The sequence below is a fragment of the uncultured Psychroserpens sp. genome (assembly GCF_947492715.1).
GTDB lineage: Bacteria > Bacteroidota > Bacteroidia > Flavobacteriales > Flavobacteriaceae > Psychroserpens.
The window spans coordinates 104,853-129,714 of sequence record NZ_CANLNS010000003.1 but is presented as its reverse complement, the minus strand read 5'-3'; the positions used below and the strand labels follow the sequence as shown (position 1 = coordinate 129,714).

The 24,862-nt window shown below is 34.0% G+C and carries 25 protein-coding genes; 13 read left to right on the top strand and 12 right to left on the bottom strand.

Annotation, left to right across the window (positions count from 1 at the left end; all coding sequences use genetic code 11):
- Nucleotides 1–27 precede the first annotated feature (27 nt).
- Nucleotides 28–666 carry a DUF6090 family protein gene (locus Q0787_RS09945; protein WP_298902413.1) on the top strand — a complete coding sequence of 213 codons (639 nt, stop codon included), beginning with the start codon at nucleotides 28–30 and terminating at the stop codon, nucleotides 664–666.
- A 36-nt stretch (nucleotides 667–702) separates the two neighbouring features.
- On the opposite strand, the gene Q0787_RS09940 is transcribed toward Q0787_RS09945, so the two are convergent.
- From Q0787_RS09940 to xrtF, 6 genes are all read right to left on the bottom strand, one after another.
- On the bottom strand, nucleotides 703–1,056 hold the full coding sequence (locus Q0787_RS09940; protein ID WP_298902412.1) for a heavy-metal-associated domain-containing protein: 354 nt from the start codon (nucleotides 1,054–1,056) through the stop codon (nucleotides 703–705).
- Nucleotides 1,057–1,064: 8 nt separating this feature from the next.
- Complete coding sequence (locus Q0787_RS09935; protein WP_298902411.1) at nucleotides 1,065–3,308, bottom strand: TonB-dependent receptor; 2,244 nt, start codon at nucleotides 3,306–3,308, stop codon at nucleotides 1,065–1,067.
- A gap of 1 nt (nucleotide 3,309) precedes the next feature.
- Complete coding sequence (locus tag Q0787_RS09930; protein WP_298902410.1) at nucleotides 3,310–4,041, bottom strand: MauE/DoxX family redox-associated membrane protein; 732 nt, start codon at nucleotides 4,039–4,041, stop codon at nucleotides 3,310–3,312.
- A gap of 80 nt (nucleotides 4,042–4,121) precedes the next feature.
- Complete coding sequence (locus Q0787_RS09925; protein WP_298902409.1) at nucleotides 4,122–4,535, bottom strand: hypothetical protein; 414 nt, start codon at nucleotides 4,533–4,535, stop codon at nucleotides 4,122–4,124.
- 58 nt (nucleotides 4,536–4,593) lie between these two features.
- Nucleotides 4,594–5,022: an exosortase F system-associated protein gene (locus Q0787_RS09920; protein WP_298902407.1), complete on the bottom strand. Its 429-nt coding sequence runs from the start codon at nucleotides 5,020–5,022 to the stop codon at nucleotides 4,594–4,596.
- Nucleotides 5,015–5,572: an exosortase family protein XrtF gene (gene xrtF / locus Q0787_RS09915; RefSeq protein WP_298902406.1), complete on the bottom strand. Its 558-nt coding sequence runs from the start codon at nucleotides 5,570–5,572 to the stop codon at nucleotides 5,015–5,017. Before xrtF ends, Q0787_RS09920 begins: the two co-directional genes overlap by 8 nt.
- Before the next feature lie 74 nt (nucleotides 5,573–5,646).
- Between xrtF and Q0787_RS09910 the strand changes: the two genes are divergently transcribed.
- Nucleotides 5,647–6,102: a GAF domain-containing protein gene (locus tag Q0787_RS09910; RefSeq protein ID WP_298902404.1), complete on the top strand. Its 456-nt coding sequence runs from the start codon at nucleotides 5,647–5,649 to the stop codon at nucleotides 6,100–6,102.
- Here the strand turns inward: Q0787_RS09910 and Q0787_RS09905 are convergent, their stop codons facing one another.
- Nucleotides 6,103–6,366: a hypothetical protein gene (locus Q0787_RS09905; RefSeq protein ID WP_298902402.1), complete on the bottom strand. Its 264-nt coding sequence runs from the start codon at nucleotides 6,364–6,366 to the stop codon at nucleotides 6,103–6,105.
- A gap of 18 nt (nucleotides 6,367–6,384) precedes the next feature.
- Nucleotides 6,385–7,632 carry an ABC transporter permease gene (locus Q0787_RS09900; protein WP_298902401.1) on the bottom strand — a complete coding sequence of 416 codons (1,248 nt, stop codon included), beginning with the start codon at nucleotides 7,630–7,632 and terminating at the stop codon, nucleotides 6,385–6,387.
- Nucleotides 7,633–7,810: 178 nt separating this feature from the next.
- Here Q0787_RS09900 and purH point away from each other — a divergent pair, with 178 nt between their 5' ends.
- The 3 genes from purH to mreC all read left to right on the top strand — a co-directional run bounded on the left by purH (nucleotide 7,811) and on the right by mreC (nucleotide 11,425).
- On the top strand, nucleotides 7,811–9,343 hold the full coding sequence (gene purH, locus Q0787_RS09895; protein ID WP_298902400.1) for a bifunctional phosphoribosylaminoimidazolecarboxamide formyltransferase/IMP cyclohydrolase: 1,533 nt from the start codon (nucleotides 7,811–7,813) through the stop codon (nucleotides 9,341–9,343).
- A 212-nt stretch (nucleotides 9,344–9,555) separates the two neighbouring features.
- On the top strand, nucleotides 9,556–10,584 hold the full coding sequence (locus tag Q0787_RS09890; RefSeq protein ID WP_091423306.1) for a rod shape-determining protein: 1,029 nt from the start codon (nucleotides 9,556–9,558) through the stop codon (nucleotides 10,582–10,584).
- Nucleotides 10,585–10,603: 19 nt separating this feature from the next.
- The gene (gene mreC, locus Q0787_RS09885) at nucleotides 10,604–11,425 is read left to right on the top strand and encodes a rod shape-determining protein MreC (RefSeq protein ID WP_298902392.1); all 822 of its coding nucleotides are present in this window, start codon (nucleotides 10,604–10,606) and stop codon (nucleotides 11,423–11,425) included.
- An 81-nt stretch (nucleotides 11,426–11,506) separates the two neighbouring features.
- Here mreC and Q0787_RS19355 read toward each other — a convergent pair whose 3' ends face one another.
- On the bottom strand, nucleotides 11,507–11,731 hold the full coding sequence (locus Q0787_RS19355) for a hypothetical protein (protein WP_366915885.1): 225 nt from the start codon (nucleotides 11,729–11,731) through the stop codon (nucleotides 11,507–11,509).
- 189 nt (nucleotides 11,732–11,920) lie between these two features.
- On the opposite strand from Q0787_RS19355, the gene mrdA reads away from it, so the two are divergent.
- Together mrdA and rodA are read left to right on the top strand one after the other, a co-directional pair.
- The gene (mrdA, locus tag Q0787_RS09875; RefSeq protein WP_298902387.1) at nucleotides 11,921–13,876 is read left to right on the top strand and encodes a penicillin-binding protein 2; all 1,956 of its coding nucleotides are present in this window, start codon (nucleotides 11,921–11,923) and stop codon (nucleotides 13,874–13,876) included.
- Complete coding sequence (rodA, locus tag Q0787_RS09870) at nucleotides 13,876–15,156, top strand: rod shape-determining protein RodA (RefSeq protein ID WP_298902385.1); 1,281 nt, start codon at nucleotides 13,876–13,878, stop codon at nucleotides 15,154–15,156. The genes mrdA and rodA overlap by 1 nt, the downstream gene beginning before the upstream one ends.
- Nucleotides 15,157–15,212: 56 nt before the next feature.
- Here the strand turns inward: rodA and Q0787_RS09865 are convergent, their stop codons facing one another.
- A complete protein-coding gene (locus tag Q0787_RS09865; protein ID WP_298902384.1) occupies nucleotides 15,213–17,846 on the bottom strand; it encodes a valine--tRNA ligase in 2,634 nt (877 codons plus the stop codon).
- A 186-nt stretch (nucleotides 17,847–18,032) separates the two neighbouring features.
- Between Q0787_RS09865 and Q0787_RS09860 the strand changes: the two genes are divergently transcribed.
- On the top strand, nucleotides 18,033–18,458 hold the full coding sequence (locus Q0787_RS09860; RefSeq protein ID WP_298902726.1) for a DUF1573 domain-containing protein: 426 nt from the start codon (nucleotides 18,033–18,035) through the stop codon (nucleotides 18,456–18,458).
- Nucleotides 18,459–18,491: 33 nt separating this feature from the next.
- Here the strand turns inward: Q0787_RS09860 and Q0787_RS09855 are convergent, their stop codons facing one another.
- Nucleotides 18,492–19,802, bottom strand: a complete 1,311-nt coding sequence (locus Q0787_RS09855) for an aspartyl protease family protein (RefSeq protein WP_298902382.1) — start codon at nucleotides 19,800–19,802, stop codon at nucleotides 18,492–18,494.
- A 154-nt stretch (nucleotides 19,803–19,956) separates the two neighbouring features.
- Between Q0787_RS09855 and Q0787_RS09850 the strand changes: the two genes are divergently transcribed.
- From Q0787_RS09850 to Q0787_RS09835, 4 genes are all read left to right on the top strand, one after another.
- A complete protein-coding gene (locus Q0787_RS09850) occupies nucleotides 19,957–21,147 on the top strand; it encodes a pyridoxal phosphate-dependent aminotransferase (RefSeq protein ID WP_298902381.1) in 1,191 nt (396 codons plus the stop codon).
- Complete coding sequence (gene murB / locus Q0787_RS09845) at nucleotides 21,147–22,160, top strand: UDP-N-acetylmuramate dehydrogenase (RefSeq protein ID WP_298902380.1); 1,014 nt, start codon at nucleotides 21,147–21,149, stop codon at nucleotides 22,158–22,160. The genes Q0787_RS09850 and murB overlap by 1 nt, the downstream gene beginning before the upstream one ends.
- 220 nt (nucleotides 22,161–22,380) lie before the next feature.
- Nucleotides 22,381–22,920 carry an RNA polymerase sigma factor gene (locus Q0787_RS09840; RefSeq protein ID WP_298902379.1) on the top strand — a complete coding sequence of 180 codons (540 nt, stop codon included), beginning with the start codon at nucleotides 22,381–22,383 and terminating at the stop codon, nucleotides 22,918–22,920.
- A gap of 3 nt (nucleotides 22,921–22,923) precedes the next feature.
- On the top strand, nucleotides 22,924–23,721 hold the full coding sequence (locus Q0787_RS09835; RefSeq protein WP_298902378.1) for an anti-sigma factor: 798 nt from the start codon (nucleotides 22,924–22,926) through the stop codon (nucleotides 23,719–23,721).
- Between the two features lie 69 nt (nucleotides 23,722–23,790).
- Here the strand turns inward: Q0787_RS09835 and aqpZ are convergent, their stop codons facing one another.
- A complete protein-coding gene (gene aqpZ / locus Q0787_RS09830; protein ID WP_298902376.1) occupies nucleotides 23,791–24,489 on the bottom strand; it encodes an aquaporin Z in 699 nt (232 codons plus the stop codon).
- 169 nt (nucleotides 24,490–24,658) lie between these two features.
- On the opposite strand from aqpZ, the gene Q0787_RS09825 reads away from it, so the two are divergent.
- A complete protein-coding gene (locus Q0787_RS09825) occupies nucleotides 24,659–24,862 on the top strand; it encodes a membrane or secreted protein (RefSeq protein WP_298902375.1) in 204 nt (67 codons plus the stop codon).

Below are 24,862 nucleotides of genomic sequence, written 5' to 3'. Positions count from 1 at the left end.
TCTTAGTTTTAAGAAAATCAATCTGTTATGAAAAAACAACTCACATATGCCTTTGGCGAAATACTTATTGTTATTATAGGCATTTCTCTGGCTTTTGCCATGAACAAATGGGGAGAGACCAGTGCCAATAATGCTCAAAAAGAGCAATACATAAACAATCTTAAAAAAGACATAGAAACCGACAAATTACAATTAGAAGCGAATCTTACTGAGATTGATGAAAAAATAAAAATTTCCAGCGGACTTATTTCCGTTCTTGGAACAAACCAAGCTCAAAAAAGGGAGGTATTGCAAGGCGTTTATAAAGTTGCTAACCTCAGCAATTTTTCTCCAAAAGATTATACGCATCAAACATTGATTAACTCTGGTGATTTAAAATTAATGAACGACTTCAAATTAAAATCTGATATTTTAAAACATTATGCCATATATAAAGATATTCTAAAGGCTTATCAACGACAAGAAGCTATCAATAAAGATTATTTGGGACGCTATTTCATATACAATACAGATTACGATTTGGTACGCGAAGGTAAATCACCATTTACTGATGAAAAACTTCTTAAAAACATCATGCAAAGTATTCGTGGTTCTTTTATGATAAAGAAAGCAGCGACACAACGTGGTATTTCAAGCTGTGATAGTATCTTGAAAATTTTAAACTAAAAAACAAAGCCCGAATCTTCATTCGGGCTTTTTTTTTTAATTATCGTGATCATCAACGATTTCTTTATCTCTATATTTACAACAAGGATGAACTGAAGCGTAAGCCTCATCTGTTGCTTTCAAATCTTTAGTATCATGTCCAACAGCAGCAATTTTTTTGCTTATTGTTTCTAAGTTGGTTTTTCGTTCATCAAAAATCAACTTAAGCTCATGAGTTTTTACATTCCAAATGGCAGATTTAACGCCCTTTGTTCTAATAGCTGCCTTTTCAATACGATCTTTACACATCATACATACACCATCTACTTCAAGAGAAGCCTTTGCATTTTTATTTTGTGCAAATGTTACTGTTGTTACAAGCACAGCACATATCATTAATATTTTTTTCATTTTAATTGTTATTTAATTTTAAATCGTAATCCTGCGTAATACATACTTCCAAAAATTGGACCATATACAAAAGTAGTATCAAAATTTGGTCCAAAAGGGTCGTCGGCACCTAAAATAGGATTACTCTGTCTTACATTCGTGATATTTTCACCCCCTAAATATACTTCAAATTTTGGAGAAAACACTTTGGTTACTTGTGCATTTAGCGTTCCTATTGTAGGTGATTCTTCTGGCAGTCTATATGCTTCGGGGTTTGATGCTGTAGACGCAAAGCGCTGTTCACTTAGCCAATTATAAGTTACATCAAATTTCCAACGTGCCGATTCACCTTCCTCTAGAGGTGTTTCGTAAGATGCATTTGCAAAAAAGCGATGCTTAGGAATTAACGGTTTTGATAATTTCCCTGATAAATAATCTGTTTTAACATCATAGTACTTATAAGCAGTTCTTAAATCGACATGCTCAAATATATTATAGTTCAATTCAATCTGAAGGCTATTGGCATAACTATCACCTTCAAGGTTATAGAAATTTACTTGTTGCGGATTTTCCCAATCAATTACTACTTGATTTTTAAAATCAGTTCTGTAGAAATCTAAGGTCACATCGGCTTTTCTTCCAAAGAGATTAAAGCCTTGTAGGTATGAAATTCCATAATTCCAAGCTATTTCAGGGTCTAACCCATAAATGCTTCCTCCAGTATCCAAAATACCAATGGTTCGAGACGTTGCAAAGATGTTTTGATTTTCAGCAAAGATATTAGCGCTACGTTTTCCTCTTCCAATTGATGCTCTTAAAGCCGATTTTTCCCAAGGTGTGTAACGTGCATGTAAACGCGGTGTGATAAATTCACCCAATAAATTATGCGTATCGAAACGTAATCCTACTGTTAAAGTTAGCTTATCTAGGTCATCATAAGCATATTCAAAAAAAGCACCTGCCGAACGCTCACTGCGTTCAAAATTAGTATTTAAAGCAAACTCATCATAATGGTCATAAGTAAATCCAAGTCCGGTTTTTATTTTATGGCGTGAATCACTAATAATAGAGTTATAGATGACATTAGAATAGATGCTATTATGATTAATGTCATATCTATTCAATCCGAAATACGAGCCTTGATTATGCGAACTAAATGCAAACTGGACACCTAAACTTTGCCAAGGAACTTCTGGATTAACATATCCTAACTTAGCAGACATTTCAATACGTTCAGTATCAATCTCACTTCCCCAAGCATTCGTGGTTAATTTATCAGTATCTGGATTGAAGTCTAGCTGACCGGCTTGATTATTATCATTTAAGTAACGTAAGTTAATAAAACTTACTAATCCTTTTTCAGGGTTAGTATATTGCCAACGGTTCATGACATTGATTTGTTTTTTTAACGGAACATCCAAAAAGCCGTCGTTATTTTTATCAAATCTTTTGTCTCTTAAATTGCCATGTACATATAAGCCTGTACTCCACTTATCATCTACTTTTGTATTAATATGGGTATTTAACTCTAATCTACCGTTTACAGAACCATAAAGATTAACAAAAAGTTTATCATCTGTAGATGGCTTTTGAAGCTCGGCATTAATTTGACCAGCAATACTCTCAAAACCATTAACAACACTTCCCGCTCCTTTGGTAATTTGAATACTTTCAACCCATGTACCTGGGATAAAACTTAATCCAAAGGCTTGCGAAGCTCCACGAATAGACGGAATATTCTCAGTAGTAATTAAAATGTATTTACTTGTTAATCCTAACATTTTAATTTGTCTTGTTCCTGTTACGGCATCAGAGAAGTTCACATCAATAGATGGGTTGGTTTCGAAACTTTCAGATAGATTACAACAGGCCGCTTTAAGCAGTTCATCACTACTCACTGTTGTTATATTTTGTGCACTCAAATACGATTTTGTGGTCGACTGTTTTCGTGCTATCAAGGTAATTTCATCCAAATCACTCGTAGCTTCTAGTAAATGCTCAATATACCTAGGCTTAGTAATGGTTAACGTATCTGTCTTAAAACCAACATAACTAATTACAAGTTTTTTATAACTTGGTTGATACGGGATACTAAATTTTCCTTCAATATCGGTTACTGCGCCAACAGATGTATTGAGCCAAAACACATTTGCTCCAGCTAAAGGAAACGTTTCATTTCCCGATGATGCTTCAGTTATAATACCTTCTATTTTTTCCTGAGAAAAGGAAACCAATGGAAGTATTAATAGTATAATTATTAATTTCTTTTTCATTTTAATTATAGATTTTTAAAAGCATAATGATTGCCATAACAATCATAATACTATTTTCAATAAATGTTGCTTTTGTCATAGGGAGTTTTAAAGCTGTTCCAAGACAAGCGCATTGAATTGACTTCTTATCTAATAGGGTTTTAGTAACGCCAATGGTTGTTATTCCTAAAACAACTAAAGTAAGCACTAGTGCCGCAGTAGTTTGAAATCGCATTAAAAGCATTAATCCCAAAGCCGTTTCAATAAATGGATAGATCCAGGCATAGACTGGAACAGCCTTTGCTAACGGGTCGTACATTCTAAAGCTATCAGGAAAACCTTTTAAATCCAGTAGTTTAAAAAAACTGAAAACGATATAGAATAACCCCATAAAATCAAACATAAATCCTTCCAAATCCCATGGTTTATTATTTAGAAGAAATGAGGCTACCATGATGTAACCAAAAATTAAAAATAATGGAAGTAACTGTCTTAACTCGCTCTTCTCTCCAATACTCTCTTGGGAAACTGAATGAAAAGCGTTTTTGATTTCTTTTTCTGAAATCGAATATTTTTTTGGTAAAGTTCGGCTTAAAGTATCTAAAGCAATGTGCTTTGACATTACAATGTTAACTTCAGACGTTTCTAAATCCACAGAAACATCAGTGACGTTTTCTATGCCTCTTAAAGTCTTTTCAACCGAAGTTTTACATCCGTTACAGGTCATACCTGTAACTATATATGTATGTGTCATCGTATTTTGTATTTGATATAATGAATAATCGACTAAACGAAAATTTTAGTCATTAAGAAGTTTAAAACTATGTGATTATATCAAATTAAGAATACCTGATCGAGAATCTGTACATCTACAATCAAGTTAGGAGGTCGATAATGATTATGAGGTATAATCTGTTTTGGCAATACTTCAAACAGACTATTAAAACTATAAGTATAAGCTGTTAAGAACTGTTGTTGGTTAACATCTAAATCATCAAATGTTTTAACGGTTAATTCGTCTTGACCTTCAACAATTTCAAGCGTGTCTTTGCAACAAGATTTCTTAACAACATTAGTTTGCTGCGAATCGTCAAGTTCTAAACCACATTTATGAACATCACTAAAAACAGCAACATCTATTAAAACATCTCCACAAAAATGCTTTTCCACCGTAAAAGATACTGTAGAAAACAATAACAGCATTGCCATTATTACTGAGCTTATTCTATGCAAAACTTGCTTTAACATATCGCAAAGTTATAAAAAAAGAACTAAGACCTAAACAGATTAAGTATTGATTAACAAATTATTGTTTGAGTTTATAGTAATAAAATGCAGGTACTAACAGCAATAAGAGTATAGGTTGAATTAAGAACCGTCTAAAATTAAAGAACAAGTAATAATCTTCTTGTCTAGGGTTAATTACAAAATAAAGAAAGAAAATCATTAAAATGAGATACGCCACTCCATAGACTAGAACCGAAAACTTTACAATAGATTTATCTCTAAAAAATAAAAATATAATTCCTAATGAAATCACCGTATTTAAAACAAACCTTAAGGTGGTAAAGAGTGATAATTTTAAAACTTCTCGTCGAGGATAGTCCATATGTAAATAATCACTTTTAAAAAACAACAAATAAGGATCATAAAACAGCTCATTTTCAAATAGACGGATAAGAACCAACAACCCAAAAAGTACTATGAGTGCTATGTACGTTAGAGGTTTACGCATTTAATTCCTTTTTTTTAATTTTTGAAAAACGCTTGACCCAAAACATCCAAAGCAAAAAGACCATACCATAAATAATCAACGGAAAAATTACATGATGCAAAAAATCTTCCCGCCAGGGATAATTATACAACCCAATAGAGAGGATGGCTATTCGAAATAAATTCACAGAATAGATTAATGCGCTTCCCGCCAGAATATAAATGAATGTTGACTTAAACGTTCCTGCAAACGCAATTATAAACGAAATAAACATAATGACCACACTTATTGAATTACAACCTTCTACAACTCTAGCTACAAATTTTCCTCTTACTATCAATTTCATTGAAAGCTCATTTTCATGTGGTTTAAGAACCGTTTCATAGCCAAACGTATTGAGAAGAGATTCACTTTGTTGAGCTACTAGATTGGTCATATAATCTGGATAGTATTTCGAACCATCAGAGAAATCTAAATAATATTTATAGGCTAATGTGAGCACAAAATATACCGAAAGAAAGGTCAGTATAAATTTGACGACCGACTTATATTTTACAAGAAGTGCTTTCATTGAGAGTTAAAATTATACAAAATGAATCTAGAAATAGCACTTTTTAAATACTTTTACCAAAATTTTTGAAACCTATGACATTTGAAACCCTAAAACCTCAAGTTGAAACTATACTTTCTAACACTACACAAACTGTTGACGAAAGACTATTAAGTGTATGCGAACTTCTTGAAAATCACATAGATTATTATAACTGGGTTGGTTTTTATTTTAAAAATGGAGATAAAAACGAATTAAAGTTAGGTCCCTATGTTGGTGAACCTACAGATCATATCATTATTCCTTTCGGAAAAGGGATTTGTGGTCAAGTTGCTGTTTCAAATGAAAACTTTGTTGTACCAGATGTTGCAGCACAAGACAATTATATTGCTTGTAGTATCACTGTTAAAGCTGAAATCGTTATTCCTATTTTTGTAAATGGCGAAAACATAGGACAAATAGATATCGATTCTAATACACCAGACCCTTTTACTGAAAAGGATGAACGTTTTTTAGAGTTTGTTTGTAAGAAAGTTTCAGCAATTTTGTAATTAAGCCTGCTCGTTAAACCTAGCTATTTTCATAACTAATGCAGTTATTAAAGACAGAAAACCAACGGCAGCTGCAAGATATAAAAACACACCTATCCAAAATTTATAGTTAGACATATCCCATGCCCAACCTACAGTTTTGTTAATACCATAGTTAAAATCACTTAATAACATAACCGCTATAAAAAAAGCTATTGTTAAAAGTGTCACTCTAAGAAAATACCACCAAAATCCTTTTCGAGAATAACTGCGAGACATAGACATATTATTAATTGGTTTAAGTTACATTCCTGTTCTAATAGCTTCAACTGGATCTAATCTTGAAGCTGTAATTGCAGGTATTACACCAGAGATTAAGCCAATAAATGTAGACAGAGAAAACCCTAAGAATATATTAGAAAACGACAGCACAAAATCAAAATCTAAGGCTGCTGTAGCTATTAAAGAAATTAACCACACCATTATAATGCCTATTAAACCTCCTAAAACAGATAAGATAACTGCCTCAAATAAAAACTGAAACATTATAAATTTGTTTTTGGCACCTAATGACTTCTGAATTCCAATCAGGTTTGTACGTTCGCGAACGCTAACAAACATAATATTAGCAATACCAAAACCTCCAACTAAGAGTGAGAAGCCACTTATAATCCATCCGATCATATTTAAGGTGGCAATGATACCATCAATAAATGCAGTAAATCCAGATATTTTATTAATAAAAAAATTATCTGGCTCATCAGCTTTTAAACCTCTATATGCGCGATACTTTTGTTTTAAAACAGCTTCGAAAGCTCCCATATCAACACCTTTAACAGGTTTAATAATAACAGCTCCTGGAAGACCGCTGGCACCTCCATTTTTAAATCGTCGTACAAAATTAGCAGGCACATAAGCTTTTTCATCAGGAGAGTCTCCCAATCCTGTTCCAACTTTCTTCAATACACCAATCACAGTCATCTTTCGTCCATAAGCACGAACCGTTTTTCCAATAGGATTTGTAGTTCCAAAAAGATTTTCAGCTGTAGCACTACCAACAACCATTACATTAGCTCCAGAATTAGATTCGGCTTCAGAATAAAAACGACCTTCAGATATCTTCAAATTCTCAATTTCATAAATCCCATCAGATATTGGTGTAACATCTACTCCTGTAACTGTTGTTCCTTCATATTTTATATTTTCAGAACTCCCAAAAATCACATACGCAATAGCATCAATATCTGGCACATTTCGCTCTATAAATTGATAATCATCATGTTCGGTTTGCGGGAAATTCTCTCTTTGCCATCTTGGTACTTCCGTAGGTCCAAAAGAATATTTGGTAAGGTACATTGTGTTTTTATCTAAACCACTAAGTTGATCTTTAATACTCTTATCTAAAGAATCTACAGCTGCAAGTACAGCTATAATTGAAAAAATCCCTATCGTAATACCTAAAAGGGATAAAAATGTACGTAGCTTATTATTGCGCAATGCATTAATTGCAAACGAAAAACTTTCTTTGAATAACCTTAAATAAACGAGCATGAGATTGGTTTAGTTTTCAACGATTATAAAGATAGGACGTTTTCAACAATTTATTGTTACAAAAAACTTAAATAAACTGTGATTTCAATTTACATTAACTCGTGATATTACGTATTTTTGGGCTTTAATTTTTCACAACTTCGAGAAATTCTCGAAACACAACGACAACAACACAGCAATGAGCAACAACAAAACCATTAAATCGGCTTTAATTTCGGTTTTTAGTAAAGACGGATTAGAACCTATTGTCAAACAACTTGACCAACAAAATGTAACTATTTATTCTACAGGAGGCACAGAAAAATTCATAAAGGATTTAGGTATCGATGTCGTTCCTGTTGAAGACATTACCTCTTATCCTTCTATTCTTGGCGGGCGAGTAAAAACACTTCACCCTAAGGTATTCGGAGGCATTTTAAACAGACAAAATAACGAAAGTGATGTTGCAGAATTAGTTGATTTTGATATTCCTCAAATCGATTTGGTGATTGTTGATTTATATCCTTTTGAAAAGACCGTAGCTTCTGGCGCATCTAATCAAGACATTATTGAAAAAATTGATATTGGTGGGATTTCTCTTATTAGGGCTGCAGCAAAAAATTACGCCGACGTGATTTGCGTCTCTTCAGTAGATGATTATGCCGAATTTTTAACATTGCTAAAATCGCAAAATGGAGATACTTCTGAAGCAGACAGAAAACAATTTGCAGCAAAAGCCTTCAATGTGTCGTCTCATTATGACGCTGCAATTTTCAATTATTTTAATGCAGATCATAGCATCGCTTCTCTTAAAATAAGTGAAACAAATGGTAAAGTATTGCGTTATGGGGAAAACCCGCATCAACGTGGTTTTTTCTTCGGAAATTTTGATGATATATTTACTAAACTCCACGGAAAAGAGCTGAGCTATAACAATCTTTTAGATGTTGACGCTGCTGTTAACCTCATGAACGAATTTAAAAACGAAGCGCCAACATTTGCCATTCTTAAACATAACAACGCTTGCGGCTTTGCACAACGTGACTCAATTCATCAAGCTTATGTTGATGCATTAGCGGGCGACCCTGTATCTGCATTTGGAGGTATTTTGATTGCCAACACAGAAATTGACAAATCAACTGCAGAAGCTATACATTCTCTATTTTGCGAAGTGGTTATTGCGCCTTCATTTTCAGACGAAGCCTTAGATATCTTAAAAGGAAAGAAGAATCGAATTTTATTAATCTTACATGATGTTGGTTTTTCAGAAATGACAGTAAGAACTTGCTTAAATGGTGTTTTGGTACAAGACAAAGACAACAAAACGGATAATGTTGCCGATTTATCTCATGCTACTAACACGCAACCGTCTCAAAGTGAGTTGGACGATTTAATATTTGCTTCAAAAATTTGCAAGCACACCAAATCTAATACCATTGTCTTGGTGAAAGATAAGCAGCTATGTGCTAGTGGAACAGGACAAACTAGCCGTGTTGATGCTCTTAATCAAGCCATTCATAAGGCACAGTCATTTAATTTTGATTTAAAAGGTGCGGTTATGGCAAGTGATGCATTTTTCCCATTTCCTGATTGCGTAGAAATTGCCGATAATGCAGGCATCACTGCTGTGATACAACCTGGAGGTTCTATTAAAGATCAATTAACTATCGATTATTGCAATGAACACGATGTTGCCATGGTGATGACTGGCACACGACATTTTAAACATTAAAGTGTCTTTTTAGGAGGACGTTTAATTCAATATTTTTTTTCAATTTGAAAAGTCCAAAAGTTAAAACCAAACGTTTAACTATAAAAAGTAAAGCGCTTAACTTTCATATAAATTGAAATTGAAATAAACAACAAATATTTCGTAAGTTTTATTACATTTACAACACGCCAAAAAATTAGTACAATAACGACCTCATAATATTAGAATAACGAATGGGATTTTTTGATTTCTTAACCGAAGAAATAGCCATAGATTTAGGTACCGCAAACACACTTATCATCCACAACGACAAAGTTGTAGTTGATAGTCCGTCAATTGTTGCTAGAGACCGAATTTCAGGCAAAATCATTGCCGTTGGTAAAGAAGCCAACATGATGCAAGGTAAAACACACGAAAACATCAAAACAATTAGACCACTCAAGGATGGGGTGATTGCCGATTTTGATGCATCAGAGCAAATGATAAGTATGTTTATTAAAAATATTCCTGCTTTAAAAAAGAAATTATTTACACCTGCCCTTCGTATGGTAGTATGTATTCCATCAGGTATTACAGAAGTAGAAATGCGTGCTGTAAAAGAATCTTGTGAGCGTGTAAATGGTAAAGAAGTGTATTTAATTCATGAACCAATGGCTGCTGCTATTGGTATTGGTATTGATATTATGCAACCAAAAGGAAACATGATTGTTGATATTGGAGGTGGTACTACTGAAATTGCTGTTATTGCTTTAGGTGGTATTGTTTGTGACAAATCTGTAAAAGTTGCTGGTGATGTGTTTACCAATGATATTATTTACTACATGCGCACGCAACACAACCTTTACGTAGGTGATCGCACTGCTGAAAAAATTAAAATTCAAATTGGTGCTGCTACAGAAGATCTTGACCTTCCGCCAGAAGAAATGAGCGTTCAAGGACGTGATCTACTAACAGGAAAGCCAAAACAAGTTCAAATTTCATATCGTGAAATTGCAAAAGCTTTAGACAAATCCATCTTAAGAATTGAAGATTCTGTGATGGAAACCCTCTCACAAACACCACCAGAATTAGCTGCCGATATTTACAATACGGGTATCTATTTAGCGGGAGGTGGATCCATGCTAAGAGGCTTAGACAAACGATTATCGCAAAAGACTGACTTACCTGTATATATTGCTGAAGACCCGCTAAGAGCGGTTGTAAGAGGCACGGGAATCACACTTAAGAATCTTGCTAAATTTAAAAGTGTATTGATAAAATAACTTAGAATACCTACATCGCATGCAACAAATTATCAACTTTGTCATTAGAAACAAAACCTCCCTTTTGTTTCTATTGTTGTTCGGTATTTCTTTGGCTCTCACCATTCAATCACATTCTTATCACAAAAGTAAATTCATTAATTCTGCCAACTTTATAACGGGTGGTATTTATGACAAAGCAAACGGTATTTCAAGTTACTTTAACCTTAAAAAACAGAACGACATACTCATTGAAGAAAACAACAGACTTCGTTCTCAGGTTTTTAACGATGGTGATTCTACAACCAAATCAATTATTGACAGCACGTCATATGCTGGTAGATATAAATTACAGTCGGCAAGAATAATTAATAATAATTATGCATCGTCAAAGAATTATCTCACTATAAACAAAGGAGAACAAGATAGCATAAGTGAAGACCTTGGTGTGGTGACTTCAAGAGGAATTGTAGGAATCATAGACAACACATCTAACGGTTATGCACGTGTACTATCTATATTAAATACGAAAAGCCGTATTAATGCTCAACTCAAAACTTCAAATCATTTTGGGTCTTTAAAATGGGATGGTAAACTAGCATCCATAGTTCAATTAACAGATATTTCAAAGTTTGCTCCAGTTAGAGAGGGCGACACCATCGTTACGGGAGGAAAATCGTCTATATTTCCAAAGGGCATTCCAATAGGCACTATAGACGGATTTGACTTAGATATTAGCGGAGACACCTATACCATAAATGTGAAATTATTCAATGACATGACCAATCTTTCTCATGTTTATATTATTGAAAATTTAGATGCGGAAGAAATCAATCGTTTAGAAAACCCAATTGATGAATAGTCTAAATTTTAATAGCATCGTTAGATTTGTTGTGCTCATCTTAGCACAAGTATTAATATTCAGCAATATTAATTTTATGGGTTACATCAATCCATATCCATACGTACTTTTCATTTTATTATTCCCAGTTAACAATAATCGGCTACTTTTTATTTTTATGAGCTTTATGCTGGGATTATTTGTTGACATTTTTTCAGATTCTGGAGGGGTTAATGCAGCTGCATGCGTTACTATTGCTTTTATAAGACCTGCTGTATTGAAATTTGCATTTGGAATGATATACGAACACCAAAGTATCAAATTCAACAATACCGAATTTGGTAACCGATTAATTTACTTTTCTATTTTAATCGTCATACATCATTTTATTATGTTCTCATTGGAGATTTTTAACATTTCGAACATAATTTTAATATTAGAGAAGACGTTATTTTCAAGTATCTTTACGATTATCCTTTGTGTATTAATTTCTGTACTTTTTAGTAGCAAACAACGATGAGAAAACTTCTACTTTTATTAACAGTAGTTACTGTTGGACTAGTTTTTATTGCACGCTTGTTTTATTTACAAGTATACAATAACAAAAGCTATAGTCTATTAGACGACAATGCTATTAGAAAAGTATACGACTACCCTAAACGTGGTTACGTTTATGACAGGAATGGAAAACTTTTAGTTGCTAATCAGCCCTCTTATGATGTCATGATTATCCCAAGGGAAGTAGAACCTTTAGACACTTTAGAATTTTGCAGTTTACTAAAAATCACCAAGGAAGATTTTAAAAAAACTTTCGCTAAATCAAAAAATTACTCTCCAAGATTACCTTCGGTATTTGTACCTCAACTCTCCAAAACAGATTATGCTGTCCTTCAAGAAAAGATGCGAAAATTTAAAGGCTTCTATATTCAAAAACGTTTTTTACGTGACTATAGAACTTCAATTGGAGCAAATGTTCTAGGCGACATTGGAGAGGTTAATCGTCGTATTATTGAGAAACAACCCTATTATAAAATGGGTGACCTTATTGGTAAACAAGGCATTGAACTATCTTATGAGAATACTTTGAGAGGCGTAAAGGGAACAAAGTTCATTCAAAAAGATCGATTCAACAAAAATATAGGTCCGTTTAAAGAGGGGCGTTACGATACCTTGCCTAAGCCAGGAAAAGACATTACAATCACCATTGACTCGGCGTTACAGGAATATGGCGAGTTATTAATGACCAATAAACGTGGTGGAATTGTTGCTATTGACCCGAGTAATGGTGAAATTTTAGCTATGGTTACAGGCCCTAGTTATAACCCAAATTTACTTGTAGGTCGTGAGCGAAATAAAAATTTCTCGAAATTGTTTTTAGATTCTATTTCTAAACCAACTTTTGATAGAGGCTTACAAGCACAATATCCTCCAGGCTCTCCTTTTAAAGTCATTAATGCACTCATCGCCTTACAAGAGGGCGTCGTTGACACAAACGATAAGGTGTCCTGCAGAATGGGCTATTACTATGGAAATAGAAGGCTCACAGGTTGCCATCACCATAAAAGTCCTGTAGACATGAACGATGGAATTGCACAGTCTTGCAACGCCTATTTTGTGAATGTATACCGAAGGATTATAGATAATTATGATGACGCTGGAAACGCCATGAATATTTGGGCAAATCACGCCAAAAGCTTTGGTTTAGGTGATTTTTTAAACAACGATTTGTCAGTTGGTAGACCAGGTAGAATTCCAGACGGAGACTATTATGACCGCGCTTATGGTGACAATCGTTGGGGTTCAACCTATATTGTATCTAACGCCATTGGTCAAGGTGAAGTAGAAGCAACTCCTATTCAATTAGCAAATATGGCTGCTGCTATTGGCAATCGTGGATACTATTACACACCACATATTATTAAAAAAATTGAAGGAGAAACGATTGATTCTAAATATACAACTCCAAAATACACTACCATTGACAAGAGACATTTCGAGCCTGTTGTGCAAGGTATGTTTGATGTGTATAACAAAGGAACTGCAGCAACTCTCAGAATTCCTGGCATTGACATCTGCGGGAAGACGGGAACTGCTGAAAATTTTGTGAAAATTGATAGTGTTAAAACGCAATTGACCGATCATTCAATTTTTGTGGCGTTTGCTCCTAAAGACAATCCAAAAATTGCTATAGCCGTATTTGTTGAAAATGGGTATTGGGGAAGTCGTTTTGCTGGAAGAATGGCTAGTTTAATGATTGAAAAATATATTAAAGGTGAAATTACTAGAACCGATATGGAAAACTGGATTCTCACCCATAGTTTGGAAAATGAATATGCAAAACCTTATTCTGGGGAGCCCTTTAAGATTAATGGAGAAACCACCCTACAGGTCATAGACAAGGTTGAAAAACCGCAAAATGATGACCTCAACAATTCTATTAAGATACATGCAAACCGTCCAAATCCAAACTAATGTATAGAGAAAATCACAGAGGTTTTAGATTTGACTGGATTACCATTGTTTTATTTTTACTACTGGTTGGTTTTGGATGGCTAAACATCTTATCAGCATCACATGAAGGTGAAATCGTTAGCTATTTCGACATGAGCCAACTTTACGGAAAACATCTTGTTTTTATTGGTCTTACTTTAGTTTTAATTGTCATAATACTCTCTTTAGAAGCTAAATTTTATGAGCGTTTTGCAAGTATCATTTACATAACAGCCATGCTCGCGCTAGTGGGACTTTTTATTTTCGGAAAAGATGTTAATGGAGCACGATCTTGGTACGGTATAGGTAGCATGACTATTCAGCCCAGTGAGTTTGCAAAATTTGCAACTGCCTTAGCATTGGCTAAATATATGAGTGATCTTCAAACCAATATGAACACCTTAAAAGATCAACTTAGAGCGGTTGCCATCATAATAGTTCCAGCAGTTTTAATTTTACTACAAAATGATGCGGGAAGCACACTAGTTTATGCATCGTTCTTTTTTGTGTTTTATAGAGAAGGCTTGCAACAAATCTATTTAATCATCGCCCTATCAACCATTATTTTGGCGGTTTTAGCTTTAAAATTCGGATTGATTGCAACAACTATAGTAGCTGCTATTGTTCTCGTTGCTATTTACTTTTTCAGAAGAAAAAAACGTGTTTCTATCGTACAATCTGTCATTATTCTTTTGGTGTGTGTTTCGTTTTCGGCTGGTGTAAAACTATTCTATAACCACGTGTTACAACCACATCAGCAAAACAGAATTAGTCTATGGTTACGATTGGAAAAAGATCCTGTCTTGCTTGAAAAAATGAAAAAAGAAGAGGCTTATAACCTCATTCAGTCTGAGGAAGCTATCAGTTCTGGTGGTGTATTTGGTAAAGGCTTTTTACAAGGTACCAGAACGAAGGGAAAGTTTGTGCCAGAGCAAGAAACAGATTATATTTTCAGTACTGTTGGTGAAGAATGGGGGTTTTTAGGTAGTACAATGGTGGTTATATTATTTATGGCTTTAATTATAAGAATACTATACTTAGCCGAATCGCAAAAGTCACAATTTAGCCGCGTATATGGCTATGGTGTAGCATCTGTATTCTTTATTCATTTTACAATTAACACAGGAATGGTTATGGGACTAATTCCTACTGTTGGAATTCCCTTGCCTTTTTTTAGTTATGGTGGCTCCGGACTTTGGGGCTTCACTATCCTGCTATTCATTTTTGTAAAGTTAGATAGTAATAAAATCAACGAATGGTAAAAAAAAAGACCATTAAACTAATGGTCTTCTTTCTCTTTTATAAAATATCTATTTTCTTATTGTAAACTAGCTAAACTACCTTTAATAGTTTCAATTTTAGCTAAAGCATCTGCTTCTTTTTTCTTTTCTGAAGCAACTACTTGTTCTGGAGCATTATTTACAAAACGCTCATTCGATAATTTTTTCTGAACTGATATTAAGAATCCTTCAGTGTAATTTAATTCCTCGGTAAGTTTCTTTATCTCTGCCTCAACATCAATACTGCCTTCCATTGGAATAAAATATTCGTTAGATTTTACTCTAAAGGTTAAAGCGCCCTCAATAGAATCTTCTACATAATTAAAACTTTCTAGGTTACCCATTTTAAAGATAACCTCATCAAAAGTCGATGTCGCATTTTCATTGTTCACTACTGAAAACTTAATAGCATCTTTAGACGCAATATTCTTTTGTTTTCTAATATTTCTGATACCAGAGATCACTTCAGAAGCAAATTCAAATTCAGAAATTAGAGCTTCATCAATTGACTTAGTTTCTGGCCATTTAGCAACAATTAGTGCTTCTTCTGGTGAACGCTCCTTGATAAAATGCCATAACTCTTCTGTTAGGAATGGCATAAATGGGTGTACTATTTTCAATACCTCCTCAAAAATCGTATTAACCTTTTCTAATGTTTGGGCATCAATTGGTTTCTGGTAGGATGGCTTTACCATTTCTAAAAACGATCCACAAAAATCGTCCCATACCAATTTATAAATAGTCATTAACGCGTCACTTAAACGGTATTTACTAAAATGATCTTCTATTTCTACTAAATCCTTTTGAAATTTCGACTCAAACCATTCTATAGCTATTCTATTAGAATTGGGTTGACTTATGCTATTGTCTACTTCCCAACCTTTAACTAATCTTAATGCATTCCATATTTTATTGGCAAACTGCTTCCCTTGTTGGCAAAGTGCTTCATCAAACATCAAGTCATTTCCAGCTGCAGAACTTAGCAATAGCCCTACTCTCACGCCTCCTGCACCATAATCATCAATTAACTTTAGAGCATCTGGTGAATTACCCAAAGATTTAGACATTTTTCTGCGTTGCTTATCTCTAACTAAACCTGTTAGATACACATTTTCAAATGGTCTAGAATCTTTATATTCATATCCTGCAACAATCATCCTTGCGACCCAGAAAAATAAAATGTCTGGCCCTGTCACTAGGTCATTGGTTGGATAATAGTATTTAATCTCTTCGTTTTCTGGGTTACGAATACCATCAAAAACATTCATTGGCCATAACCAAGCCGAAAACCATGTATCAACAACGTCGGATTCTTGAGTTAAATCAGACGCTTTTAACTCTGAGTTAGATGTTTTTTCACGAGCAAGTTCAACGGCTTCTGTGAGGTTTTGAGCCACAACAAAATCTTCTTTTCCGTCTCCATAATAATAGGCTGGAATTTGTTGTCCCCATCTTAACTGACGTGAAATATTCCAATCACGAATATTTTCCATCCAATGACGATATGTATTTTCAAATTTCTTTGGAAATAGTTTAACCTCTCCATTAGTTAGTACCGCATCTAAAGCAGGTTTTGCTAAATCTTCCATTTTTAAAAACCATTGATCACTTAGACGAGGTTCTATAACCGCTTTCGTACGTTCAGATGTACCTACATTATGTACAATGCTCTCAGTTTTCACCAACAATCCCATGTCTTCAAGTTCCTTGGCAACATCTTTTCTTGCTATTACGCGATCTTTGCCTTCATGATGCAACCCAAAACTATTCATGGAACCATCAGGATTTAGGACATCTATAACGTCTAGATTATGTCTATCTCCAATGTCTTTATCATTAACATCATGGGCTGGTGTTACTTTTAAGCATCCTGTTCCAAACTCTATATCAACATAATCATCTTCTATAATTGGAATTACTCTATCACATAAAGGAACAATTACCTTTTTCCCTTTTAGGTGCGTAAAACGTTCATCGTCTGGATTAATACACACGGCCGTATCACCTAAAATGGTTTCTGGTCTCGTTGTGGCAATTGTCACATACGCATTCTCGCCTTCAATTTTATACTTCACATAGTATAATTTATCTGTACGTTCTTCATGTATCACTTCTTCATCAGACAATGTCGTTTGCGCTTCAGGGTCCCAATTAACCATACGATACCCTCTATAAATTAAGCCCTTGTTAAATAAATCTACAAATACCTTAATTACGGCTTCACTCATATCCTCATCCATTGTGAACTTAGTACGATCCCAATCACATGAGCATCCTAATTTCTTTAGTTGCTCAAGAATTACGCCGCCATATTCTTCTGTCCATTCCCATGCGTGCTTCAAAAACTCTTCTCTAGATAAATCATTTTTATCTATTCCTTGAGCCTTCAACTTTGCCACCACTTTTGCTTCAGTAGCAATAGAGGCATGATCTGTTCCTGGCACCCAGCAAGCATTTTTTCCTTTAAGTCGTGCCCTACGAATTAATACATCTTGGATAGTATTATTAAGCATATGTCCCATATGTAAGACCCCAGTCACATTTGGTGGCGGAATTACAATGGTATAGGGTTCTCTATCATCTGGTGTTGAATGAAAGTAATTATGTGTCATCCAGTAGTCGTACCATTTACTTTCTACTGTTTGCGCTGAATATTTTGATGGAATGTCCATGCTTTGGTATTGTTTTTGCTTTATGACTGACAAAAGTACTTATATTTCTTTTTTTGCGAAATGATTAAAAGAAATAATGATCAACTAAATTGTAATTAATGTTAATTATAAGGTCATACGGCTAATTTATTTTGCAGAATCGTAAAAAGTAAGTAGTTTTGATAGTATCAATTTAAAATTAAAATGATGAAAAATTTAGTAGTAATTTTATGTGTAGCGTTCTTAAGCATAGGTGTTTATGCTCAAGAAAAAGTAGCGAAAATTGAATTTAAAACAGATGTAATTGATTATGGAACCATAGAAAAAGGTTCTGATGGTGTAAGAGTATTTGAATTTACTAACACTGGAAATGCACCACTTATTATTTCTAATGTAAAGTCAACTTGTGGTTGCACTGTACCTAAAAAACCTAAAGGGCCTATTATGCCTGGTGAAACTGGACAAATTGAAGTAAAGTATGATACTAATAGAGTAAATCCTATTAGAAAAACTATAACTGTGACTTCTAATGCCGACACGCCTACTGTAGCCTTAAAAATAAAAGGTTTAGTAGTTGACCCTAGTAAAACGAGTGTTTTAGAGAAGAAAAATAAAAGTGTAATGGAACAGTAATCCAGTTATATTAAATAAAACTTATAGAACTCTCTATTTACTTAGGGGGTTCTTTTTTTTAAAAACATCTTCAAGTTTAAAATCGAAATTCATAATTTGTTTGTTTCGCTCAATTTTAAGTCTTATCGACTTACCTGGACGTTCTCTAAAATATGCTATAACTTCCTGAAGTTTTAGTAGATGTGCTTCTTTTCCGTTAATTCTTAAGACAATATCATCTATTTGCAAGCCTGCGCGTTCGGCAGGAGACCCTTTCCTTATGTCAACAATGGTAAATGCAGGCTTTAGTTTGAATTGGTATGACTGTACCAGATCAATTGCAACGCCTTCCCTATTTTGTCCATAGGAATCCAACACAGCATTTTTAGTGAGTTCTCTTACTACTCTAACACCATTTTGTTCTAATACAATGCCACTTCGATTATACTGAAATCCAGCCTTAAAATTAGAGTTTTTCTTTAACGTGATCTTAGAGTTTCCGTAATCAATAATGAGATTAAAGCGTCTTAACATTTCAGCACCAATACTTCCATTTCGCTCTTTATGACGTCGTGCATAGCTTATTGCTAACGAGTCTGGGAAAGCGACATTAACATCATTTAATTCAAAATTATTTAGGCTTAACGACTTAACAATCGATCGCAAGCCATAAACATTTCCACTTAATCCTCTACCCAAAAAGTCACGAAAATAGTTATGATGGGTTCTAGAAATTCCATGCTTCTCATCTTCAAACAACCACAAAGCATCACTACTACCTGTATCTATCAATAGTTTCACCGGAACGTCTTTATCGCCAAACTTGGTTTTCAAATCTATATAAGGCTTATTATTGTAAAAAGACAAATTAAAAGTTTCACATTTCTTACAGGATTTATATTCGTAAGAACCTTTCCTATGAAGTTTTAGATATTTCGATCTGTAATTTATTTCAACCACAAAGTTTTTAAATAAATCATAACCTATAATGCCATGAACTGGAACACCAAGACGTGGCGTAAAATTAATGTTCTGATCAAAAACAACATATACATCCTGATTGATATTAACAGCATTACCAATTTTAAAAAAGTTGTTATTAGACTTCAGAGCTTTTACAGACTCACCATCACCAAGACCACGTATAAAAATAGTCTCTACATTGTTAATCTGAAGAGAATCGGTATTTGTAATGTTAAACAACAAAGGTTTACTTACCCCTGTATCAAGTAAAAATGACAACTTAACCCCATTTATTTCTACAGGAATAATCATAAGATTATTAATAAGTTGAAACCTTATCTTGTCTGTTTTGCGTTTTGGCAAATTAAAATCACCTTGACCAAATGAAAAGGTAAAACTCATTACAAACAACAGAATAAACGCGTATGTTTTTTTTGAAAAAATCATAAGTATAAATAACAAGTTACAAATCTTTAGTTCATGATTAGTTTTTACCTCAATTTTTTAAATAAAATTTAAGATAATTTTCAGAACTTTACCATCTAAATAAATAAACATGCCAACGATTTCCAAAAAGGGAGGTGCGATGCCAGAATCTCCAATACGTAAACTAGTCCCGTTTGCTGAGAATGCAGAGAAAAATGGGAAAGATATTTATTATTTAAACATTGGTCAGCCAGATATTCATACACCTAAAGCTGCTATAGATGCCGTTAAAAATAGTTCCATAGATATTTTAGCTTATAGTCGTTCAGAAGGGTCGGAAGTTTATCGTCAAAAAATTGCGAACTATTACGCAAATAACGATATTCATGTAAATCACGATGACATTATTGTAACTACTGGTGGTAGCGAAGCTCTATTATTTGCTTTTGGAAGCATCATGGATGTTGATGACGAGGTAATTATCCCTGAGCCTTTTTATGCTAATTACAATGGTTTCTCTACAGCCTCAGGCGTAACTGTTGTTCCTGTAATTTCAAAAATTGAAAACAATTTTGCACTACCTCCGATAGAAGAGTTTGAAAAGTTAATTACACCTAAAACCAAAGCAATACTTATTTGCAACCCTGGAAACCCAACTGGGTACCTCTATTCAAAAGAAGAAATACAAAAGTTAGCAAGTATTGTAAAAAAGCATGATCTGTTTTTAATTGCAGATGAAGTATATAGAGAATTCGCTTATGATGGAGCTAAACACTACTCCATATTACAAGAAGGAGGCTTAGAAGATTATGCTATAGTCATAGATTCTGTCTCAAAACGATACAGCATGTGTGGCGCTCGAATTGGATGCCTTGTTTCAAAAAATAAAGCCGTTATAAAAACAGCATTAAAATTTGCACAAGCCCGCTTAAGCCCACCTACACTAGCACAAATAGCGAGTGAGGCCGCCTTAGATACACCACCGAGTTATTTTGACGATGTCATTGAAGAGTATGTTGAACGCAGAAATGTATTAATTGAAGAACTTAGCAAGATTGATGGTGTTAAGGTTGCAAATCCGAAAGGTGCGTTTTATTGTATCGCGGAACTTCCAATTAAAAATTCTGATGCGTTTGCACAATGGTTGTTAGAATCTTTTGATGTTGATAGGGAAACCGTTATGGTAGCTCCAGCGGCTGGATTCTATAGTACTCCAGGTGTTGGTTTAAACCAAATACGAATTGCTTACGTTCTTAATACTGATAAACTAAAAAAAGCTGTAAACATTATAAAAGAGGCTCTTAAAGTATATAAAGATTAGTGCAAATTCAAAATAACATATCGCTAAAACCGTACAACACTTTTGGAATTGATGTTAAAGCCAAACAATTTGTTTCGGTTAATTCTGTTGAAGATCTAAAAGCAATTTATGCGTTGGAACATACTCCTAATAAATTTATTTTGGGAGGCGGAAGCAATATGTTGCTTACTAAAGACGTAGACAGTCTTGTTATCCATTTAAACATTAAAGGCAAAGACATTATAGCTAAATCTGATTCTGAAGTATTAGTTCAAGCAATGGCTGGCGAAAATTGGCATGAGTTCGTTTTATGGACACTTGAAAAAGACTTCGGTGGATTAGAAAACCTGTCGCTTATTCCTGGAAATGTTGGTACCAGTCCAATTCAAAATATTGGCGCTTATGGTGTAGAATTAAAAGATGTTTTTCACTCTTGTGATGCCTTAAATTTAGACACACTTAATATTGAGACATTTACAAAAGAAGATTGTGGTTTTGATTATCGAAATTCTATTTTCAAACAACAGGCTAAGGGTAAATATATTATTGTAAGTGTTGTTTTTAATCTAAGTGTCAACGTTCACAGTTTACACACTAATTATGGTGCTATTCAATCTGAGTTAGAACGCATGCAGGTTAGCAAACCAACGATTAAAGATGTATCAAAGGCTGTAATTGCCATAAGAGAAAGTAAGCTACCTAACCCAAAAGAAATCGGAAACTCTGGAAGTTTCTTTAAAAACCCTATTATTTCCTCTAAAGACTTCTTGAAACTGAAGGAGAACTTCCCAGATGTGCCACATTATATTGTCTCAAAGGATGACGTTAAAATTCCTGCAGGTTGGCTTATTGAATATGCTGGATTTAAAGGTAAAACCTTTGGCACCTATGGTGTTCATAAAAAACAAGCCTTAGTTCTAGTAAATTATGGTGGTTCAAATGGTTCTGATATTTTAAAACTATCCGCTTTAATTCAGGATACAGTAGCCCGTATTTTCGATATTAACATAGAAGCAGAAGTTAATATTATCTAACAAAAAAGCCCCATAACATGAGGCTTATTGTTCACTACAGAATAGTTTTTGAAAATGCTATTAATCAATTTTCTTTTAGGAAGAAAAAATTCTATTCCACAGAAATTATATGTTAAATGGATTAAATTCCGTTCTAGTATTATTTTACTAATTTTACCACCTTAATCTATATACGTACGAAATTTAATTTTGGACGTTTAAAACAAATATTTTTTACTTTTTGAGTACTTCATTAGAACAACAAATAGTAGATCTTCTCGCCAAAGGAGACAAAAAAGCTCTTAATCTTCTCTATGAAAATTATGCAGACAGCCTATATGGTGTGATTTTAAAGGTAACTATTAATGAAGAACTTGCTCAAGACGCACTTCAAGAAACGTTTGTTAAGGTTTGGAAAAACTCCAAAAAATACGATTCGAAAAAAGCCAAATTGTTTACTTGGCTCTTTAGAATTGCCAAAAATACGGCCATAGATAAACTGCGTAGTTTTAACAATAGATTTGAAAAAGAAGTCCAAATTGACAAATCAAACGTATATATCTTACCAACAGCGAGTTTAAACCAAGATGTTTTGGATTTAAAAGAGCACGTTGCGCGATTAGACGAAAAGTACCAAATAGTCTTGAAAGCCTTGTTTTTTGAGGGTATGACCCAGCAAGAGGCAAGTGAAGAACTTGATATTCCGTTAGGTACAATAAAGTCTAGATTAAAAATTGGATTACGAGAGCTCAAAAAGGTCTATGATCCAGAAATAAATTAAGAAATGGAAAAAAAATTACATACTTTTTTTCAATCTGGTTTACTTGACAAGTATATACTAGATGAAACATCTGCTTCAGAAAGTCTGAAAGTAGAACATTACATAGAAACGTATCCAGAAGTGGAGAGCGAATACTTAAGGTTACAGGATAATCTTGAGATTTTAGCTAAAGCTGGTGCTGTAGAAGCGCCCAAATTCATTTTAGATACTGTTAAGACCGAATTACAGGAAGAGGCAACTCCAGTGGTTACACTGAACTCTCCAAATCGTAGAAGAACACCATGGTATGGTATTGCGGCTAGTATAGTTGCTTTACTTTTTGCTGGTGGTTATTATATGAAGCATCAACAAAATCAGGAGTTACTAAAAGAAAATCAAGTTGTGGTTGACGAAATTTTTGATTTACGCAGTGATATTGAGGACAATAACAAAAAGTTAGATAACTTAATGCGTCAGTTTTTGAAACTTAACAACCCTGAAACTGAAAAATATGTCCTAAGAGGAAATGCACGTGCAAAGGATTTAAAAACAGTAGCTTATATTAACGCTGTTGAAAAAACATCTATGATTGACGTTGTGTCCCTACCTCAGCTTTCTGAAGATCAATTCATTCACCTTTGGGCAGAAATGGAAGATCATTTTGTAAGTCTTGGTATTCTTGATCCTTCAGAAAAAAACATGCAGTCTGTACCTTATATGGAAGACGCTCTTGGATTAAGCATTACCATTGGACCTAAGGAAAATGCCAATAAATCTGATAATGCGGTTGCAGAAATAGAATTAAAGAACAGAAACAACTAAGTTATTTCTTATAAATACAAAAGCCACTTTAAATTTAAAGTGGCTTTTTTTTTGTTAAAAACAGATCAACTATTCTTTATCAAAAAATGCTTTATGAATTAAGCCTGCAATTATAGCTCCTGCTATTGGTGCTGCCCAAAATAACCATAGTTGCGGAACAAAGTCGCCTCCAGCTATTACGGCCTGACTTGTTGAACGTGCAGGGTTTACCGATGTATTTGTAATAGGAATACTAATTAAATGAATTAGTGTTAATCCAAGACCAATTGCAATAGGAGCAAATCCTTTAGGAGCTCTTACATTTGTACTTCCTAAAATAATAAGTAAGAAGAACATTGTCAATACAAACTCAGCAATTAAAGCTGCAATCATAGAGTAGCCTCCTGGAGACAAATCACCATACCCATTCGCAGCAAAAGCTCCTGCCTGTGTATTATCAATAACAAAGCCTTCCTTACCAGTCGCAATCATATATAAAACACCTGCGGCAACAAAGGCGCCAACGAGTTGAGCAATGATATAACCAATTAAATCTTTAGCCGGAAATTTCCCTCCTGCCCAAAGTCCGAATGATACTGCAGGATTAAAATGTCCCCCAGAAATGTGACCAACCGCAAAAGCCATGGTTAATACTGTTAAACCAAACGCTAATGCTACTCCAGCAAAGCCAATACCTAATTCTGGAAATGCCGCAGCAAATAATGCGCTACCACAACCTCCAAAAACAAGCCAAAACGTACCGAAGAATTCAGCAAATAATTTTTTCATAATAATTAATATTAGTTAGTTAAAAGTTTAATTTATTAATTATAAGACACTTAAACAAATCTCGAAGTCACAATTAAAGGCTAATTGCCTCGAATAGAGTACATAATTATGATTAAATGATATACAAAATCTATATCTTTGCACAAACAAAAACAATAATTAGAAGCAGATGAAACTCGTTCTTATTACTTTGGTACTTTTAGGTTTAGGGGTTGCGGGAATAGCAATTAAAATATGGGCTAAAAAAGATGGAAAATTCGCTGGTACTTGCGCTAGTCAAAACCCAATGCTTAATCAAGAAGGTGAAGCATGCGGTTTTTGCGGAAAAACGCCAGACCAGTTTGAGAATTGTAACGAACCTCAACACTCATAA

Bases quoted from the DNA above. Each gene is read 5' to 3' on its own strand.
- Q0787_RS09865 (WP_298902384.1), bottom strand. From the start codon at position 17,846: ATGGACATTCCATCAAAATATTCAGCGCAAACAGTAGAAAGTAAATGG.
- Q0787_RS09925 (WP_298902409.1), bottom strand. From the start codon at position 4,535: ATGTTAAAGCAAGTTTTGCATAGAATAAGCTCAGTAATAATGGCAATG.
- rodA (WP_298902385.1), top strand. From the start codon at position 13,876: ATGTATAGAGAAAATCACAGAGGTTTTAGATTTGACTGGATTACCATT.
- mreC (WP_298902392.1), top strand. From the start codon at position 10,604: ATGCAACAAATTATCAACTTTGTCATTAGAAACAAAACCTCCCTTTTG.
- Q0787_RS09855 (WP_298902382.1), bottom strand. From the start codon at position 19,802: ATGAGTTTTACCTTTTCATTTGGTCAAGGTGATTTTAATTTGCCAAAA.
- aqpZ (WP_298902376.1), bottom strand. From the start codon at position 24,489: ATGAAAAAATTATTTGCTGAATTCTTCGGTACGTTTTGGCTTGTTTTT.
- Q0787_RS09920 (WP_298902407.1), bottom strand. From the start codon at position 5,022: ATGCGTAAACCTCTAACGTACATAGCACTCATAGTACTTTTTGGGTTG.
- Q0787_RS09905 (WP_298902402.1), bottom strand. From the start codon at position 6,366: ATGTCTATGTCTCGCAGTTATTCTCGAAAAGGATTTTGGTGGTATTTT.
- purH (WP_298902400.1), top strand. From the start codon at position 7,811: ATGAGCAACAACAAAACCATTAAATCGGCTTTAATTTCGGTTTTTAGT.
- Q0787_RS09835 (WP_298902378.1), top strand. From the start codon at position 22,924: ATGGAAAAAAAATTACATACTTTTTTTCAATCTGGTTTACTTGACAAG.
- Q0787_RS09910 (WP_298902404.1), top strand. From the start codon at position 5,647: ATGACATTTGAAACCCTAAAACCTCAAGTTGAAACTATACTTTCTAAC.
- Q0787_RS09945 (WP_298902413.1), top strand. From the start codon at position 28: ATGAAAAAACAACTCACATATGCCTTTGGCGAAATACTTATTGTTATT.
- Q0787_RS09940 (WP_298902412.1), bottom strand. From the start codon at position 1,056: ATGAAAAAAATATTAATGATATGTGCTGTGCTTGTAACAACAGTAACA.
- xrtF (WP_298902406.1), bottom strand. From the start codon at position 5,572: ATGAAAGCACTTCTTGTAAAATATAAGTCGGTCGTCAAATTTATACTG.
- mrdA (WP_298902387.1), top strand. From the start codon at position 11,921: ATGAGAAAACTTCTACTTTTATTAACAGTAGTTACTGTTGGACTAGTT.
- Q0787_RS09890 (WP_091423306.1), top strand. From the start codon at position 9,556: ATGGGATTTTTTGATTTCTTAACCGAAGAAATAGCCATAGATTTAGGT.
- Q0787_RS09935 (WP_298902411.1), bottom strand. From the start codon at position 3,308: ATGAAAAAGAAATTAATAATTATACTATTAATACTTCCATTGGTTTCC.
- Q0787_RS09860 (WP_298902726.1), top strand. From the start codon at position 18,033: ATGAAAAATTTAGTAGTAATTTTATGTGTAGCGTTCTTAAGCATAGGT.
- Q0787_RS09825 (WP_298902375.1), top strand. From the start codon at position 24,659: ATGAAACTCGTTCTTATTACTTTGGTACTTTTAGGTTTAGGGGTTGCG.
- Q0787_RS09850 (WP_298902381.1), top strand. From the start codon at position 19,957: ATGCCAACGATTTCCAAAAAGGGAGGTGCGATGCCAGAATCTCCAATA.
- Q0787_RS09930 (WP_298902410.1), bottom strand. From the start codon at position 4,041: ATGACACATACATATATAGTTACAGGTATGACCTGTAACGGATGTAAA.
- Q0787_RS09900 (WP_298902401.1), bottom strand. From the start codon at position 7,632: ATGCTCGTTTATTTAAGGTTATTCAAAGAAAGTTTTTCGTTTGCAATT.